Source organism: Rothia amarae (genome assembly GCF_014705945.2).
GTDB lineage: Bacteria > Actinomycetota > Actinomycetes > Actinomycetales > Micrococcaceae > Rothia > Rothia amarae.
In genome coordinates, this window is record NZ_CP061538.1 from 1,003,986 (window position 1) to 1,020,529 (window position 16,544).

Annotated in this window: 15 protein-coding genes; 12 read left to right on the top strand and 3 right to left on the bottom strand. The window is 53.3% G+C overall.

The genetic code is table 11. The features are described 5' to 3' along the window. The first annotated feature begins 48 nt into the window (after positions 1 to 48). Positions 49 to 342: a DUF3039 domain-containing protein gene (locus IDM48_RS04860; RefSeq protein ID WP_068170328.1), complete on the top strand. Its 294-nt coding sequence runs from the start codon at positions 49 to 51 to the stop codon at positions 340 to 342. Between the two features lie 207 nt (positions 343 to 549). Beyond that, a complete protein-coding gene (locus tag IDM48_RS04865; RefSeq protein ID WP_151144483.1) occupies positions 550 to 2,349 on the top strand; it encodes a DEAD/DEAH box helicase in 1,800 nt (599 codons plus the stop codon). Between the two features lie 53 nt (positions 2,350 to 2,402). Here IDM48_RS04865 and IDM48_RS04870 read toward each other — a convergent pair whose 3' ends face one another. Beyond that, positions 2,403 to 3,023 (bottom strand): isochorismatase family protein, encoded by a 621-nt coding sequence (locus tag IDM48_RS04870; protein WP_190618334.1) that lies wholly within the window; start codon positions 3,021 to 3,023, stop codon positions 2,403 to 2,405. A 29-nt stretch (positions 3,024 to 3,052) separates the two neighbouring features. Then, positions 3,053 to 4,309 (bottom strand): nicotinate phosphoribosyltransferase, encoded by a 1,257-nt coding sequence (locus IDM48_RS04875; RefSeq protein WP_151145059.1) that lies wholly within the window; start codon positions 4,307 to 4,309, stop codon positions 3,053 to 3,055. A 275-nt stretch (positions 4,310 to 4,584) separates the two neighbouring features. Here IDM48_RS04875 and clpS point away from each other — a divergent pair, with 275 nt between their 5' ends. The 7 genes from clpS (at position 4,585) to IDM48_RS04910 (ending at position 9,748) form a co-directional block, all read left to right on the top strand. Continuing rightward, the gene (clpS, locus tag IDM48_RS04880; RefSeq protein ID WP_190618336.1) at positions 4,585 to 4,890 is read left to right on the top strand and encodes an ATP-dependent Clp protease adapter ClpS; all 306 of its coding nucleotides are present in this window, start codon (positions 4,585 to 4,587) and stop codon (positions 4,888 to 4,890) included. Further along, a complete protein-coding gene (locus tag IDM48_RS04885; RefSeq protein ID WP_151144487.1) occupies positions 4,891 to 5,445 on the top strand; it encodes a DUF2017 domain-containing protein in 555 nt (184 codons plus the stop codon). A gap of 118 nt (positions 5,446 to 5,563) precedes the next feature. Next, positions 5,564 to 6,529: a glutamate racemase gene (gene murI, locus IDM48_RS04890; protein WP_186303149.1), complete on the top strand. Its 966-nt coding sequence runs from the start codon at positions 5,564 to 5,566 to the stop codon at positions 6,527 to 6,529. Then, positions 6,526 to 7,377 (top strand): MBL fold metallo-hydrolase, encoded by an 852-nt coding sequence (locus IDM48_RS04895; RefSeq protein WP_151144489.1) that lies wholly within the window; start codon positions 6,526 to 6,528, stop codon positions 7,375 to 7,377. The genes murI and IDM48_RS04895 overlap by 4 nt, the downstream gene beginning before the upstream one ends. 40 nt (positions 7,378 to 7,417) lie before the next feature. Then, positions 7,418 to 8,167: a ribonuclease PH gene (rph, locus tag IDM48_RS04900; protein ID WP_190618337.1), complete on the top strand. Its 750-nt coding sequence runs from the start codon at positions 7,418 to 7,420 to the stop codon at positions 8,165 to 8,167. Then, positions 8,167 to 8,799 carry a non-canonical purine NTP pyrophosphatase gene (locus tag IDM48_RS04905; RefSeq protein ID WP_190618339.1) on the top strand — a complete coding sequence of 211 codons (633 nt, stop codon included), beginning with the start codon at positions 8,167 to 8,169 and terminating at the stop codon, positions 8,797 to 8,799. Before rph ends, IDM48_RS04905 begins: the two co-directional genes overlap by 1 nt. 85 nt (positions 8,800 to 8,884) lie before the next feature. After that, positions 8,885 to 9,748, top strand: coding sequence for a phosphotransferase (locus tag IDM48_RS04910; RefSeq protein ID WP_190618342.1), 864 nt, complete (start codon positions 8,885 to 8,887; stop codon positions 9,746 to 9,748). Here IDM48_RS04910 and IDM48_RS04915 read toward each other — a convergent pair. Next, complete coding sequence (locus tag IDM48_RS04915) at positions 9,745 to 10,776, bottom strand: ADP-ribosylglycohydrolase family protein (RefSeq protein WP_190618344.1); 1,032 nt, start codon at positions 10,774 to 10,776, stop codon at positions 9,745 to 9,747. The two genes, IDM48_RS04910 and IDM48_RS04915, sit on opposite strands and share 4 nt — an antisense overlap. Positions 10,777 to 10,811: 35 nt before the next feature. Here IDM48_RS04915 and IDM48_RS04920 point away from each other — a divergent pair, with 35 nt between their 5' ends. The 3 genes from IDM48_RS04920 to IDM48_RS04930 are packed head-to-tail and all read left to right on the top strand — an operon-like array spanning position 10,812 to position 16,487. Beyond that, entirely contained in the window at positions 10,812 to 11,963 is a 1,152-nt protein-coding gene (locus IDM48_RS04920) for a metallophosphoesterase family protein (protein WP_145173262.1), read from the top strand. Beyond that, positions 11,960 to 15,127 carry an SbcC/MukB-like Walker B domain-containing protein gene (locus tag IDM48_RS04925; protein WP_190618346.1) on the top strand — a complete coding sequence of 1,056 codons (3,168 nt, stop codon included), beginning with the start codon at positions 11,960 to 11,962 and terminating at the stop codon, positions 15,125 to 15,127. The genes IDM48_RS04920 and IDM48_RS04925 overlap by 4 nt, the downstream gene beginning before the upstream one ends. Continuing rightward, positions 15,108 to 16,487: an MFS transporter gene (locus tag IDM48_RS04930; RefSeq protein ID WP_190618349.1), complete on the top strand. Its 1,380-nt coding sequence runs from the start codon at positions 15,108 to 15,110 to the stop codon at positions 16,485 to 16,487. Before IDM48_RS04925 ends, IDM48_RS04930 begins: the two co-directional genes overlap by 20 nt. Positions 16,488 to 16,544: the final 57 nt, after the last annotated feature.

The following is a 16,544-nucleotide window of genomic DNA, read 5'->3' on the forward strand; positions in this document are numbered from 1 at the left end:
TGAAACCCGTGCGGAAAGAGTTTGCACGGATGACCAGGAGGTCAGCACATGTCATCCATTCCCGGAGTTGAAGATCCGTTCGCTCACGAAACTCAAGGGGGCACCGCCCTCCTTGAACGCGAGGAAACTCAGAACGTGGAACCTGGCGACCACGAACGGTTTAGCCACTACGTTCGCAAAGAAAAAATCATGGAATCCGCGCTGACAGGAAACCCAGTGCGTGCGCTCTGCGGCAAAGTATGGACTCCCGGCCGCGATCCCGAGAAGTTCCCCGTGTGCCCGCAGTGCAAGGAAGTTTACGACGGGCTCCGCCCGGGCAAAGACAACGAGGACGATCAATAAACCCTCAGCAGAAACCACCCGAGAATGATGTTATTAATCTTTCATTCTAGGGTGGTTTTTCGTGTATTTGCGCCAGTCGACCGTAACGCCTGTGATGTTTCCGACCTCTGAGCAAAGGAGAAAGTATTAGAATCATCTCTGGTGCGTGGGCAGGAAACGAGTGGCTCACTAGCAAAATCAGAAGGTAGACGACTAAAGGGGAAATGAATGAGTGATTCCGAGCAGCCATCGCTTTTTGACGCAGCGCCAGCGCCCTCTCCCGACCTTTCTCCTGCCTTCCCCAACCGTGCAGCCTGGGGCACAGCAACCAAACTCCGTGCCTGGCAGGCAGAGGCAATGCACCTCTATTTCACCCAGCGCCCGCGGGACTTTATGGCTGTAGCTACCCCCGGCGCAGGTAAAACCACCTTTGCCCTTACCATAGCTAAAGAACTTTTTGACCGGGGAGAAGTAAACCGTCTGACGGTTGTCGCCCCTACTGACCACCTGAAGAAGCAGTGGGCAGACGCCGCCGCGCGCGTCGGGCTTTCGATTGACCCTAACTTCAAGAATGCTGACGGTACCCACGGTCGCGAATATCAGGGTGTTGCCCTTACCTACGCCCAGGTAGCGAATAAGCCCATGTTGCACCGTGCTCGCACCGAGAACGCGCGCACCCTGGTGATTATGGACGAAATTCACCACGCTGGTGATGCCCTGTCTTGGGGTGATGGTCTCCGTGAGGCATTTGAACCAGCCCATAAACGTCTGTCTCTGACCGGAACACCGTTTCGTTCAGATGATTCACCGATCCCCTTTGTGACCTATGAGGAGGGTAAAGACGGTATTCGCCGTTCAAAGTCTGACTACTCCTATGGATATGGTCCGGCGCTTAAAGACCATGTGGTGCGCCCGGTTATTTTTATGGCGTACTCCGGGCAGATGCGCTGGCGCACCTCTGCCGGTGAAGAAATGGCGGCAAACCTAGGGGAGGGTTTTACCAAGGACATCACTGCCCAGGCGTGGCGAACTGCTCTTGATCCCAACGGCGAGTGGATTCCCACGGTTCTTTCGGCAGCCGATAAGAGACTCACCGAAGTGCGCCGTACAGTGCCCGACGCCGGTGCGTTGGTCATTGCCACCGACCACCAGGATGCACGTGCCTATGCGGCTCAGCTCGAAAAAATCACGGGGGAAAAACCCACCGTGGTGCTCTCCGATGACAAAACCGCCTCCCGCAAAATTGATGCTTTCTCCGAAGGGGAGCAGCGCTGGATGGTAGCGGTTCGTATGGTGTCTGAAGGCGTGGACGTGCCCCGTCTTGCTGTGGGCGTGTACGCAACATCTACTTCCACACCCCTATTTTTTGCCCAGGCAGTCGGTCGCTTCGTGCGTGCCCGTAAACGAGGAGAAACCGCCTCTGTATTCTTGCCCTCGGTACCGCAGCTCATGCTCCTGGCAAATGAGATGGAAGCCGAACGCGACCATGCCCTCGACCGCAAAGCACCTGGTGATGACATTCCTCAGGATCCCCTTAACGAGGGCCTGGACGATCACCTCATTGAAGAAGCAAACCGTGAGGACCGCGCCTCTGAGGAGCTGACTAAGGGCAAATTTGAGGCGATTGGTTCCCAGGCGTCCTTCCACGGTGTTCTCTTTGATGGCTCAGAATTCGGTGCCGGCGCAGTAGGCATTGGCTCGGAGGAAGAACAAGATTTTTTGGGCATCCCCGGTTTGCTTGATGCCGATCAAGTAGGTACACTATTGCGCGCTCATCAGCAAGAACATGCCTCTCGGCGTCCTACCGGTTCCACCCCTCAAGTTGTCGACCACCGCCAACTCAAAGATCTGCGCAATAAATTAGCCAAAAATGTGTCTGCCTACGCGGTGCGCTCGGGCAAACCTCACGGTTCCATCCATAACGAATTGCGGCGAGTATGCGGCGGACCGCCGGTGGCGCAAGCCTCCGCTGAGCAAATTCAAGCCCGACTGGATAAACTCGCGGACTGGTTCGTCGGTCGTAAATAAAAAGAAAGAGGGCGGAAGCTACCGTAGCTTCCGCCCTCACCTGCATTCCCGCGTTATCTGACGACGGTGACGCCGCCGTCCTCCAGTTCCTCCAGAGCGTCTTCGAATCCCTCATCGGAAACAGGCGCGGTGAGCTCTGCCAATACCTGGGTTTCATACCCGGCATCTACAGCATCTAGAGCGGTCGCTTTGACACAGAAATCTGTAGCGATTCCCACGACATCGACTTCGGTGATACTCCGCTCCTGCAACCAATCGTCCAAAGACAGCTTGGGGGTATTGTCTTCAGGATTTTCATGGGCATCGCGCTCGCCGGTCATGACAGTATCCTCCGGCGCCAAAATACCTTCAAAGCCTGAATAAGCGGCCTCGAATTCACCCTTACGGAAGAAAGCCTCGATGTAGTCGGTATCGAGATTCGGGTGAGTTTCCGCCCCGTTCGTCTCTGCTTTGCAGTGTACCGGCCAGGAATTTTTATAGTCAGGGGTTTCTGAGAAGTGAGAACCGGGATCTTTATGCCAATCCTGGGTTGCAACAATTGCATCGTAATCAGTGTGGTGCACTTCTACATACTCACTAATTGCTGCGGCGACGTCGGCACCGTTTTCCGTTGCCAGGCTACCGCCGGGGCAAAAGTCGTTTTGAACATCGACAATAATCAAAGCTTTAGACATGGTTTTCCTCTACTTTACAGAGAATCGAATTAGATGAATTGGGAGGGGATGACAGGCTCGCCTTCAGACAGTCGAGACGCCGCTCGGGGGAGTTCAGCAATCGAACGAGCGTGACGCTCGGCAGCGCGCCGCACACCTTCAGCCCCGGTGAACCCTTCGAGAATTTTTCCGTCTTTGACGAAATCGACCATCAAGTCGCGATCGTTTGAATCGGAAGGCGCTTTCGCGTCAACCCCAATAACCTCAGCGGTTGCTCTACCCTGTTCATTGATTTTGCGCACCGCATACTTACGACCGCCATAGGACACTTTACCCGTGGATGCTTTTGCCACAGGTTCCATGACACCCTCATCGTTTTCGCGGGCTACTACTTTGTAGACCATGGACGACGTCGGGGCGCCCGAACCGGTCACCAATTTGGTACCCACACCGTAGGAGTTAACGGGAGCTGCGGCGAGCGAAGCGATAGCATATTCGTCCAGGTCAGAGGTCACAGTAATCTTGGTTTTGGTGTTTCCCAGCTCATCGAGAAGCCGGCGAACCCAGGTAGCCTGAGCAACCAAGTCTCCGGAATCCAAGCGGACGCCCCCTAGCTCGGGACCAGCCAACTCCACCGCGAGGCGCACTGCTTTTTCGACGTCGTAGGTATCCACTAACAAAGTAGTATCCACGCCCAAAGAATCGAGCTGCGCCTGGAAAGCATCGCGCTCAGTATCGTGCAGGAGGGTAAAAGCGTGGGCAGAGGTTCCAATAGTATTCAAACCGTAGCGGCGACCAGCTTCTAGGTTAGAGGTGCCGGTAAAGCCACAAATGATTGCTGCACGTGCTGCCGCTACAGCAGCTTCCTCGTGGGCGCGGCGGCTACCCATCTCTAAACAGGGGCGATTGCCCGCCGCTAGAGACATGCGCGAAGCGGCAGAAGCTACAGCGGAATCGTAATTCAAGATAGAAAGAATGAAAGTTTCAAGTACGCACGCTTCGGCAAAGGTGCTCTCCACCTGCAAGACGGGGGAGTGCGGGAAATAAACTTCACCCTCGGCATACCCAAAAATGTTGCCGCTGAACGAGAAATTACTCAGATATTCCAGAGTCTCATCGTTCACCACGTGAGTGTTCGCTAAGAAATCTAGTTCTTCTTTTTCGAACTTAAAATTCTTGAGTCCTTCCAGAAACCTGCCGGTTCCGGCTAACACTCCGTACCGGCGTCCGGCAGGGAGCCGACGCGTAAATACTTCAAAGAAGCTATGGCGGTGAGCGGCACCAGACTTCAAAGCGGCCTGGAGCATGGTGAGCTCATAATGATCAGTCAATAATGCTGTTGAGTTAGACACAGGCTATATTTTACGGGTAAAACGCTTAGAGGAATATGTTCAGTGCTTCGTGTGTTGAGAACAGCAGAATAAACTAAACCCTGGCTCAACCGGCAGATGAACAAATAGTGAAAAATAGCTGAGTAAATTCAAGGCAGATTTAGGATAGGCTGAGGGAAAGAGACAGGGTGTGGTCAAAGATGACCCGCTGAACCAAAGGCTCACGCAAGGGAAAATAAGGAGATTGTTACATGTCAGCTGCACCCCAGGAAGCTCTTGAAGCGGCATTCGCTCAAGAGACAGAATTTGAGGTTGCACCGGGCGTGCCCTGGCAAGTCATTGTTTGGAACGATCCCGTAAATCTGATGAGCTACGTAACCTATGTATTTCGCTCCTATTTTGGATTCAGCAAAGACCAAGCACACCGCCTCATGATGCAGGTTCACGAGCAAGGAAAAACCGTCGTTTTCACCGGTTCCCGCGAAGAAGCTGAAAAACACACACAAGCAATGCACGGCTGGGGACTCTGGGCAACTTTTGAAAGGGTGAGCGAATAAATGGCGCAAGGATTCAAGAGCGGCCGCAAAGGGCTGACTGCCCGCTTTAATGCAGAAGAAGCATCTCTGCTCCAAAAGCTGTTTACCGATGTCGCCACCACCCTCGAACCCGATACTGACGAAGGACAAGACCCGCTAGCGGCGTTGGTAGGTATTTCAGAAAACGTTTCAGCACCCACTGACCCGGCGCTCGCACGAATGCTCCCGGTAGCGAGCGACGACCCAGAAGTTGCCGACGAATACCGTCGTTATACAGAGATTTCACTGCGCCAGGAAAAAATTGGCTACTTGCAACTAGCCGCGATGGATTTAGAAAAACTCGATGTCGTTCTCGACGCCGAGCATGCCCGCGCATGGGCAGCTGCACTCAATGATGTTCGGCTGACGCTCGCAGCCCGCCTCAACATCCAGAACGAAAACGATGCTCAGCTCATTGCAGAAAAAACCGACTGGAATGCTGTTGAAGACATCGAAGACTATATGTCGCTAATTTATAACTTTGTCTCTTGGCTTCTCGATACCCTCATGGAAGCCATGTTGGATTCACTGAACTAAATGAATAACACCGTGATATTCGCCCTGAAACATGGGCAAGTAATGCAAATTCCACTGTCTTAGAAATTCTCGCTGTATTCTCAGAGATAGCATGTCATACGAAGAAACCGCCACAGTAATGACCCCTTGGGGCTCTCACATTTCCGCGCAGCCTACACCTGCAGCGCCCATCGGCGTTTTTGACTCGGGTGTAGGAGGATTGACCGTAGCTCGCGCAGTGATGGATCAGCTGCCGCACGAAAACATTATTTATGTAGGTGACACTGCCCACGGCCCTTACGGGCCTCTCCCGATAGCTTCGGTGCGCGCTAACGCTCTGCGCATTATGGACGAATTGGTAGATGCCGGAGTGAAAATGCTGGTGATTGCCTGCAATACTGCCTCGGCTGCTGTACTTCGAGACGCCCGAGAACGATACACTCGTGTTTATGGGATTCCCGTCGTCGAGGTAATTCAACCTGCTGCACGCCGGGCAGTATCTGCTACGCGCAATGGAAAAATCGGTGTGATTGCTACCGAAGCAACGGTGACATCACGAGCCTATGAAGACACCTTTACCGTCAGCGGTTATGATATTTTTTCAGTGGCGTGCCCACGCTTTGTGGAATTCGTAGAACGGGGTATTACCTCCGGCCCAGAGCTTCTAGCCACCGCTGAAGAATATCTGCGTCCCCTCAAAGAGGCTGGAGTAGACACACTGGTGCTCGGGTGTACTCACTACCCGCTTCTCACCGGCGTTATTTCATACATTATGGGTGAATCGGTCACGCTTGTTTCTTCGTCGGAAGAATCTGCAAAAGACGTTTACCGTGCGCTCGTTGCCCATAACATGGAACGCACCGATAACACCCCCACCCATTACGATTTTCTTGCCACCGGGGAAACAGAATCGTTCGAGAAATTAGCACGCCGCTTCTTAGGACCCGAAGTGGCTACCGTGCGTCAAACCGATTCAGTGGCCCAGCAATTCCCCACCGGTTCTTTGGCGACCCTCACCCCAGAGATGTTGAGCAACGCCCAAAAAACCATCGCGCCCGAACTATTTGGCGCACCTGACAATGCCTTGGAACAGGACAAAACATGAGATTGACGGTTATCGGATGCTCGGGTTCTTTTCCCAGCTCTATTTCCCCGGCGTCTTGCTATATGATTGCCGCCACGGACGAGTTTGGTCGAACGTGGCGAGTACTAGTTGATATGGGCAATGGTGCCCTCGGCGTACTGCAACGGCATGTTGATCTTTCAGAGATTGATGCCATCTTGATTTCCCATCTTCACCCCGATCACTGCATTGATTTATCTGGTGTACACGTGGCAGTGAAGTGGGATCCACGTGGATGGCCCAAAGGCCCTATCCCGTTGTATGGTCCCACGGATATTCACCAGTACCTTCTTAACACTCATGGGCTGACGATGGAAACCGGTATGCACACCGAGTTTGATTTCCATTCCTGGACCCCCCAGCAAGCCATCAAGATTGGCCCTTTTACGGTAACCCCTTATGAGGTACAGCATCCTGTTAAAGAGCCCTATGCTCTGCGGATTGAATGCGATTCGGAAGAAGGTCACACCGTTCTGACGTATTCGGGCGACACGGATTCCTGCCAGGGGCTGGTGGATGCTGCACGAAACGCAGACCTCTTTCTTTGCGAAGCCGCTTATCAGGAAGGTCGAGATGATCACCTGCGTGGCATCCACCTCAGCGGTAAACGTGCAGGTCTTGCTGCCCAAGAGGCGAACGTCCGCAACCTGTTGCTGACTCACTTACCCATCTGGAATGACCCTGCAGAAATTCTTGCAGAAGCCCAAGAAATGTTCGACGGCGGCATTGGGGTAGCAGAAACCAGCGCCACCTATCAGGTACATCCTCGCCCCGATGACTCGCCGACACAGACCACAACCCTGCAAGTCATCAACAAAACACTTCCCTAAACTTTTCCCGCTTCAATCATTCACAGGAGAATAACCTACTATGGCTCAAGAAAACACCACCGTTCAGCGAGCAGACGGACGCGCCACCAATGAACTGCGCCCCATCACCATTACCCGCGGCTGGTCAAAGAACGCCGAGGGGTCGGCGCTCATTGAATTCGGAAACACCCGAGTATTGTGCACCGCTTCCTTCACCGAAGGAGTGCCACGCTGGCTCAAAGGCGAAGGCAAAGGTTGGGTCACCGCTGAATACGCGATGCTTCCTCGGGCAACGAACACCCGCTCCTCCCGAGAATCTGTCAAAGGAAAGATTGGTGGGCGCACTCACGAAATTTCTCGCCTCATCGGCCGCTCGTTGCGCGCCGTCATCGATACCAAAGCGCTTGGTGAGAACACGGTTGTGTTGGATTGCGACGTTCTGCAAGCAGATGGAGGAACGCGCACTGCATCCATCACCGGTGCTTATGTAGCGCTTTCGGAAGCAATTCAGTGGGCTAAGAGTCAGGGTATTCTTCGTGCCAAAGCTCAGCCTCTGACCGGCTCAGTTTCCGCCATCTCAGTGGGGATTATCGACGGCGTGCCCATGCTTGATTTGCCCTACGTTGAAGATGTTCGTGCTGAGACCGACATGAACGTGGTGGTGACAGGCGACGGCAAATTCGTGGAGGTGCAGGGAACTGCTGAAGGTGCTCCCTTCGACCGCGATGAGCTTAACGCGCTCCTCGATCTTGCGCTTGAAGGCACCGCTGAACTCGCTGCCATCCAGCGCCAGGTTCTGGGGGAGTCCTAATGCCTGCCAAAGTTGTTCTTGCCTCGCATAACCAGGGTAAGCTGCGCGAGCTCCGTGACATTTTACGCGGACAAATTCCAGGTCTGAACGTAGATACTGACGTGGTCGATGCCACTGCGGTCAACGCCCCCGACGTAGTGGAGGACGGCGTTACCTTTGCCGAAAACTCCTTCAAAAAGGCGAGGGCAGTATCTGCTGCTACCGGGTTGATTGCTATTGCCGATGATTCTGGGCTTGCAGTTGATGTGCTCGGAGGAGCTCCGGGGATTTTCTCCGCTCGCTGGGCTGGGAACCACGGTGATGATGCGGCAAATATTAATTTGCTCCTGGCACAGCTTTCAGACATTGACGACAGCCACCGCCGGGCAAAATTCTGCTGCGCAGCAACAATGGTGACCCCAGACGGAACCGAAGCTGTGGAATACGGGGAGTTGCCCGGCCGACTCTTGCGCCAGCCCGCCGGCAAAGGCGGCTTCGGTTATGACCCCATTTTGGCTCCATCGGAGCTCACGGAGGAGTATGCTGGAAAATCATGTGCTGAAATACCGGCAGAAGTGAAGAATTCTATGAGCCACCGCGCTCGTGCGTTCACCGCTTTAATCCCGCATCTTCGCCAGGCACTTGAATCGTAAACCGCAAGGTGGCGCCTGACCGGTGCTGCCTGTGGGACTTTCCACAACGTCGTGAGAGTTCTTATTATTTGGGGTTGAGAAAACCATGCATCGAGCTCACCTAGACCAAGCCAATTTTGCGCCTGTGGTGGATGCCGTTATGCGTCAAGCGGGTCTCAACGTTGCCCGCGACCGATGGGACGTGCGCCGAGGAGGGTCAGCCCACTTCGTCATTAACATGGAGGGGCGACTGAGCGTCCGCGTTGCTAAGACTCCTGACTCTGGGGCTAAAGTGGCCAGGCGTACGGAAACACTTCGTCGATTACCCACAGGTCTTTCTTTTGCTGTGCCTCGTCCGATTACTCGAACCATTACGCGCAATGGAATGACGGCGGTGGGGCTGCACTGGATCAAGGGTGAACCAAAGAATCCGGGCCCGGCTTCGCCAAAAGCTCTATCGCATATGCTTCGAGATTTACACTCGATTGATTACACCGGTATGGAGCCTTACCTGGATCAGCCGCATTGTCACTGGGGCGGTCAGGATTGGGTCGGGACACTCCAAGATGAGGTGGTTCCTCAGCTGTTGCGGAGCAACCGCCCATACGCTCACAAGATTATTGAGAACGTTTTAGAGCTGGAGCCAATGAAACCTCGGCTGATTCACAATGATTTAGCCGGTCACAATATCCTGTGGAACGGTGACCGGTTGGTGGGCTTGATTGATTGGGATCACGCATGCATAGCTGATCCCGCTTATGACTGGGCTTCGCTGGGAAACTGGTATGGCTGGGATTCGCTCAAGAAATCATTGAGTTCTGTTGAGCTAGAGAGAGCCAAAACTATCTCGCGCAAATTAGCCTTAGAAGCTGTCGCTTATTCTATGCATAATGGCATGGGCGGGGCGATTGTGCGGTTGGCTGTGGAACGAGCCGATAACTGGCTGATGGATCACCGCGAAGAAATCTAAGCTGCTAAGGAACTGGCTCCCACTTGAGTGAAGAAATTCTCCAGTACACTGTGAATTGCTGGATGGTTGGGCTCTACCTGTTCTGAAGCTGAGAAGGCTTGATGTGGGCGGGCGATGCTGGCGAAGAAAGTCGCCAGCAGACGAGCGCGCACAGTACCAGTGGGAATAGCTTGAGTGGATTGCTTCGAATCCGGTATTTCAGAGGTACTCAACATAGAAAAAGCCAGGATGATGGATTCCTTCAGTATCGCACCGGCAGTATTGACTGGGGCTGAGCTATCTTGAATCCGAACCTCCGAGGGAGAATTGAGAGCATCTCGCAGAATCTTCTCAATCTCTTCTCCACGGCCAGGGAGCTGGGGAAGCGGCAACCGGACGAACCAATCCGCGGCTGCCTCCAACGCCTGGCTTAGAAGTCCATCTTCGGAGCGCTGCTGACCATCAGTGACGCCCGCCAGGAGCGAGCGCACCAGAAGAGCGACTGCAACTGCACTGAATATTTCTTGCTCATGACCGTGGGTCAAGGCCGCTGCGCGAGCGGTCAATACCGCTACGGTGGTGGGATCCTCCACCGGTAGAAAGCCCATCATGGCTGAGCGAACGAGCGATCCGCCGTCCTGTGCCTCAGCATTGATGTTCTTCTCCAGGAGCTGCATGTCGTTCTGGTTCAGTGCTTTCATGATGGTCGCATCGATGTGGCCGCTACAGCTGTGCGGAGTCAGGGAGTCGATTGCCCGATCTAAGGCAAAAGGTGCGCCGTCGGGGGAGATACTGTGAACCGTGCGAATCATGCGCAAAAGCGCAAGCCAGATACACGCGGTTTCATCGGCGGCTACACCCTCGTTGTTCCATTCTAAGACTTCGTTGAGCCCATCTAGCTGATACAGCGCAAACCAGGTTTCATCGGAGGGGATTTTGCTCTGATGCAGCGCCGCATCCGCGCTCGCTAGTGCATCAAGCGACGCCGAGCAAGCCTGGGCGAAAGCGGGGTGGGTGATTTGAGGTGCGGGCTGAAAAGTCGAAGTCATGCACCTATCTTATCTTTTTGGCATAGATTAGAACTATGCGTATTTTGCACACCTCTGATTGGCACCTGGGCAGATCTTTTCATGGGCTGTCTCTGCATGACATCAGCGAGAAGTTCTTGATGGAGTTAGTAGAAACCGTGAAAGAGAAAAATATCGATGCGGTCTTGGTGAGCGGTGATGTTTATGATCAGGCGCAACCGCGTACCGAAACCATTGAATTGCTTTCCGCAACCCTTGAAGAATTGAGCGAGCTGGGGTGCGCGGTGGTGCTCAGTAGCGGCAACCATGATTCGGCTGCGCGGCTAGGCTTTGCCTCTAAACTCCTGGCGCGGCAGCGGGTATTTTTTCAAACAGAGGTGGAGCAAAGTAACGAGCCCGTGCTTCTCGAAAAAGGCGGGGTAAGCGTTGCAATTTTTGCCGCTCCCTATCTTGAACCGCGGTCAATGGGCAGACGGCTTGGCGTCGCCCCTACTCACCGCGATGTCCTAGAACATACCTTCAACGCTGCCCGGCAGCGCAAGGAAGAGTTGCCGCAGGATACCGTTAGCATCGCTATGGCTCATTGCTTTGCCAGCGGATCTCAACCGACCGAATCGGAACGAAATATCGCCGTCGGAGGTATTGAGACCGTAGATTTTCAGGTGTTCAGGGATTTTGACTACGTTGCTCTAGGCCATATTCATGGTAAGCAAAAGCTAACCGATACTATCCGTTACTCCGGCTCACCTTTGGCTTTCTCTTTCTCTGAGGAAAACCACCGCAAGGGCGCTTGGCTACTCGATATTGAGACCGAGGGCATCGTAGAGATTTCTGAAGTTATCTGGAAAAACAAGCTTTCTCTGAAAACGCTGCGGGGTACGTTGGCTGAGCTATGCACGGAGAAGACCTACACCCCCTTTGAGCAATCCATTTGTCGGATTTATATCACTGACGACGTGCGACCTTTAGGTGCTCTCGAAAAACTTCGGGAACGGTTTGAGACGGTAGCGGAACTATATTTTGATCCGGCGCATCCAGCACAGAGAGATACCCGCGCCTATGCGCAGCGAGTTTCGCAGACCATGAATATCGAAGAAGTCTGTACTGACTTTTTCGGACACGTTCGCGGTAGCGAACTCACACCCGATGAAGTGTCCTATGTGCACGACGTGTGCACGGCTGTAGAAGCAGAGGAAGTTTCCGCATGAGAATCCACCACCTGAGGTTGACCGCTTATGGTCCCTTTCCCCATACCGTCGATATTGATTTCGAAGAACTCAATCAGGCTGGAATTTTCTTGCTTAATGGCCCTACCGGTTCGGGAAAATCCTCCATTTTGGATGCCATTTGTTTCGCTCTTTATGGCACTACTTCGCTAGCTCGCCCAGAGCTCAAGAGCCACTTTGCTGCAGATGGTGTGGAACCGCGCGTCGAACTTGAATGCACCATCGGTTCAGCTCACCTGCGTATTGAGCGCTCGCCCAAGTGGGAGCGCCCCAAAAAGCGGGGTACAGGAACGCTTACCCAACAGGCCAAAGTGCTTGTGGAGCGTGAAAACCCCGAGCAGCCCGGGCAGTGGGAAACAAAGGCAGAGCGAAACGATGAGGCAGGGAAATACATCACTGAACTCATCGGGTTGAATCGTGAGCAATTTACTCAGGTTATGCTGTTACCCCAAGGCGAATTTGCCCGGTTCCTGACCAGTAAATCGGCTGATCGAGAAGAACTACTCAAACGGTTGTTCCCCACTGCTACCTTTGAGCGGGTACAGCAGGAACTTATTCGGCGAGCAAAAGAGAGCGGGTTGAAGGCGGAGAGGGCTCTGCACGATGTAGAGAAAATTGCTGATCGCTCGGAGCAAACCTTAGAAAGCTCTGCCTTAGATGATGTGAAAGAGCGGTTCGAAAGCCAACTGGCGCCGGTAGCGCAGGAACAAGACAAAGCGCGTTTGACAGACTTGCTGTTGGAGGAAATTTCCACAGAGTACTCTGACCAGGGGCAGAACCCGACGTTGGGGGAGGAGCTGGCTGCATCTGAACACCGAATTGAACAGGCGCTAGATGTGGTGCGCACGGCCCATGGGCTCTCTATAGAAAAGGTGAACACACTTCGCACTGAAGTGCAACGACTCAACGAATCCAAGAGACAGTGGGAAATTTTCGAAGAACTCAGCGCTTCACTCAAACGTCTCAAGAGCCAGGAGGAAGGTTTCAAGCAGAAGCGCCATAAGGTGAAACGCGCGCACGCTGCAGTGCAGATTTTGCCGCTCTTTGATGCAGCAAACCAAGCAGAGAAGAAGAGAATTCAGGCGGAAAATCATTTCGCACAAGCTCAAGCACCCCTTCTCCACGAAATGCAGCTTAACCCCTGGCTCAAAACGCTTCCCGCGCAGTCAACAGGAGAAAAGCTGCACTCGGTAGCAAATGAGGTTTTCACTCCGGATACTTCTGCCGAACTCGAAACGCTCTATGACGATATCAAACAGCGAGCGGGGTTCACCGAACAGCTGATAGAACGGGAAAAGAAGCTTCAACAGGGTGAAGAGCAAGTTCTTCAACTGCAAGCGCGCCGGAACGACCATGAAAAGCAAGTTCAAGTATTAGAGCAACAAGCAGAACAATCAGCGCAAAAACTTGCCACGTTCGAAAAAGAGCAAGAGAGTCTCCATCGGGCAGAAATTGAACTCGCCGAATTCACCGGAGCCTTCGACCGCACTCAAAAAGTAGTAGAACTTTCACGGCAGCTAGACGAGCATCTCAAAAAGCTAGAGCGCAAAGTTGTACAAGCCCAAGTCGCCGAACAAAACAGGCAAAAGCTGGCGCACCACGCGGAAGCGCTTCAAAATCTTCGCTACGCACAAGCAGCTCAATCCTTAGCAAACCAACTCGAAGACAACCAACCATGCCCCGTCTGTGGTTCTTGCCAGCACCCACGTCCTGCTGCAGGAGAGGTCACACAAGAACTGGTCGAAGAATCAGAGGTCAAGAATGCCCGAGTCGCGCGAAATGCTGCAGAAGTAGAAGCCCAAGAAACCCAAACTCAACTCACCGCCGCCCGGGCCACAGCAGAAAATCTCCAAGAGGTGGGTGCTATCGACGTCGAACAAGCCCTCGACAACTTCAATAAGGCACAAGCACGTTTAGAAGAACTAAAGCACCGTGTCCACCGTGCTACCGAACTCAAAAACGCAGCAACAAAGCTGAAGGACCAACAAGAGTCCACCGCCCAACAGATGCGACAGAAGACACTTGAAATTTCCCGTCTCGAATCAGAAATAAAGGTACTCCAAGAACAACATCAGTTAGAACGAACCCACCTTGAAACTCATCGCACCGAATTATCTTGGGCAAACACTCTGCGCAGCCTTCAACGGCTACTGCCTCTGCTCAAAAACTTCCAAAAAACAGGAAATGACTATGTGCACGCTCACCAGGTAGAAGTCGATCAACAAACGCTTTCCCAGGCAAAATTACAGGACTCAATCTTCACAGGGGAGTCAGAAATCCGGGAAAGCGCCCTGTCCGCGGCAACTCTGACCCAGCTCGAAGAAGAAATCACCACCTATAGCAACACACTCAGTGGTATCCAAGCACGACTAGATACCCCAGCACAACAAGACATCAAAGAAAACAAAGAAATGGGGATGCAGCCCCCCACCGCTGAAGAATGCGAGCTCCTCACCGAACAACTCGAAAAAACCCAGCACATCGGCGAACAATTCATCCGCTGGGAAACGCAACTCGCCAGTGCCCACCATAGTTTTCAGCAACTGCGGGCAGAACATACGCGTATCACGGCCCGCAACGAAAAGCTCATTGAGACCGCTCAGATGCACCGCCGTCTTGCCGATATTGCAGCAGGCAATACAACCGATAACCGTCTTGCTATGTCTCTCACCACCTTTGTGCTGGCAGCGCAACTGGAGGAGGTAGCGCTCGCAGCCACCTTGCATCTGGAAAGCATGACGCATGGCCGCTTCAAGCTGCGCCACACCGATGCCAAAACAGGGCGGGGCAAATCTGGTCTAGAAATCGCCGTTTTCGATAGCTGGCTTGCGAGAGAACGCACTCCCGCTACCCTCTCCGGTGGCGAGACTTTCATGGCCTCATTGGCGCTCGCACTGGGGCTGGCGGACGTCGTCCAACAGCGCAACGGCGGTATCGAAATTGATACGCTATTTGTAGACGAAGGATTCGGTACGCTCGATGAATCCACACTGGAAGAAGTGATGGGTACACTCGATAATTTGCGAGAAGGTGGCCGCGTGATTGGTCTCATTTCGCACGTGGCTGAGATGAAGAATCGAATTCCCTTGCATATTACGCTCAGTACCTCACCGGAAGGATCAACCCTTGAAACACCTCGCCCGTGAGATGACCTCAGATACTCGGCCTGCAGAATCCCCAGCTAATTCCGGCAGAAAAAGACGACGCAGTGAGAAGATTTGGCAAAAGACTCGGGCTATGCGGGAGCAACTGAGGGAGAGCTACCGCCCCGTTGATCGTCAACTTTTGGTCTTTTCTATTTTGATGCGTCTGCCGTCTTTCATGATTGCTCTGTCGGTGCTCCTGGTGATGGCACATCAAACGGGAGAAGTTTCACTGGGTGCCTATGCTGCAGGTCTGGTGGCGCTGAGCTCCGCAGCAACGCAACGAACCTACCGCAATCTCTCTCGCAGGGTCGGGTACCGCCGAGTTCTGATGGTTGCAGCAACACTAAATATTCCAGCCGTGGCTTTCTTGATGATTCAGACCGGCAGGTTTACGACGTCAGGTGCTGGTGGATCAATTATTTTGTTGCTTCTGGCTGCCCTTCTTGCTGGTCTCACGACCGCCCCTCTAGGTTCGATTATGCGTTTGTTTTGGGGTGGTCAGTATAAGGAAGTCAAGTATCGCAACAACCTCATTTATGCTTCAGCGTTTGAATCAATCCTTGACGTGATAGCCCTACCGGTCGCTGCTGCGATTGTGGGTTTGGTGTCCATTTTAGGTGGCGTTCAATCCTCCCTGTTCGCCGTCATCGTCATCAACGTGGTGGGCATGATGTTCGTGTTATGGAAGCCATCAGCGCTGAACCCCCAATCATTAGGTTCTGAAACTTCCGAACCGCGCGTGGAAGATTTAGGAAAAGACAGCCAGCAACTGGGCTGGTTGCCGATGTTGGGGGCAACTTTTCTAGGTATCGCCATCGGGGCAACGCAGTCCGCATTAGTGATTCGGGCAGTACAAACTGAAACCCTAGAAACCGTAGGTATCTATCTGGGGATTATGGGAGTTGCAGGGGCTGTGACCTGCCTTTTCCTGGTGGGAAACCTTCAACGGTTTGCCACATGGGAAGGCTGGTTACTGATTTCCGGCTTATTGGTGATGGCAACTCTGACACTCTCGTTACCGCGTGCGGTTTTCTGGACGATTTTCGTGCTCATCTTCTTTGGCTGCGCTATCGGTGCTGCCCTGATGTGTATGGACACGATTATTACCAGGCTCTCTGCCCGGGGAAACATCGTCTTGGCCCATTCCAGCACTCAATCCACATACATCGGTGGACTAGCTCTGGGGTACGTATGGGCAGTGCCGATGAGCAATATGACAGGTCAATCGGCGTCTCTACTGGTTCCACTTGTTGCTGCCACTCTGTTCTTTTGCACCGGGCAACTCTTTGGCTTCCAATGGAGGCGGCGTTATGAAGAGAGACTGCATCTTCTCCAGCTGGAGAGGCCTAAGAATAAATAAGAATAAGCAAGGAGCTCAGCACCATCGTGCTGAGCTCCTTGCTTATTCTCAAAGAAA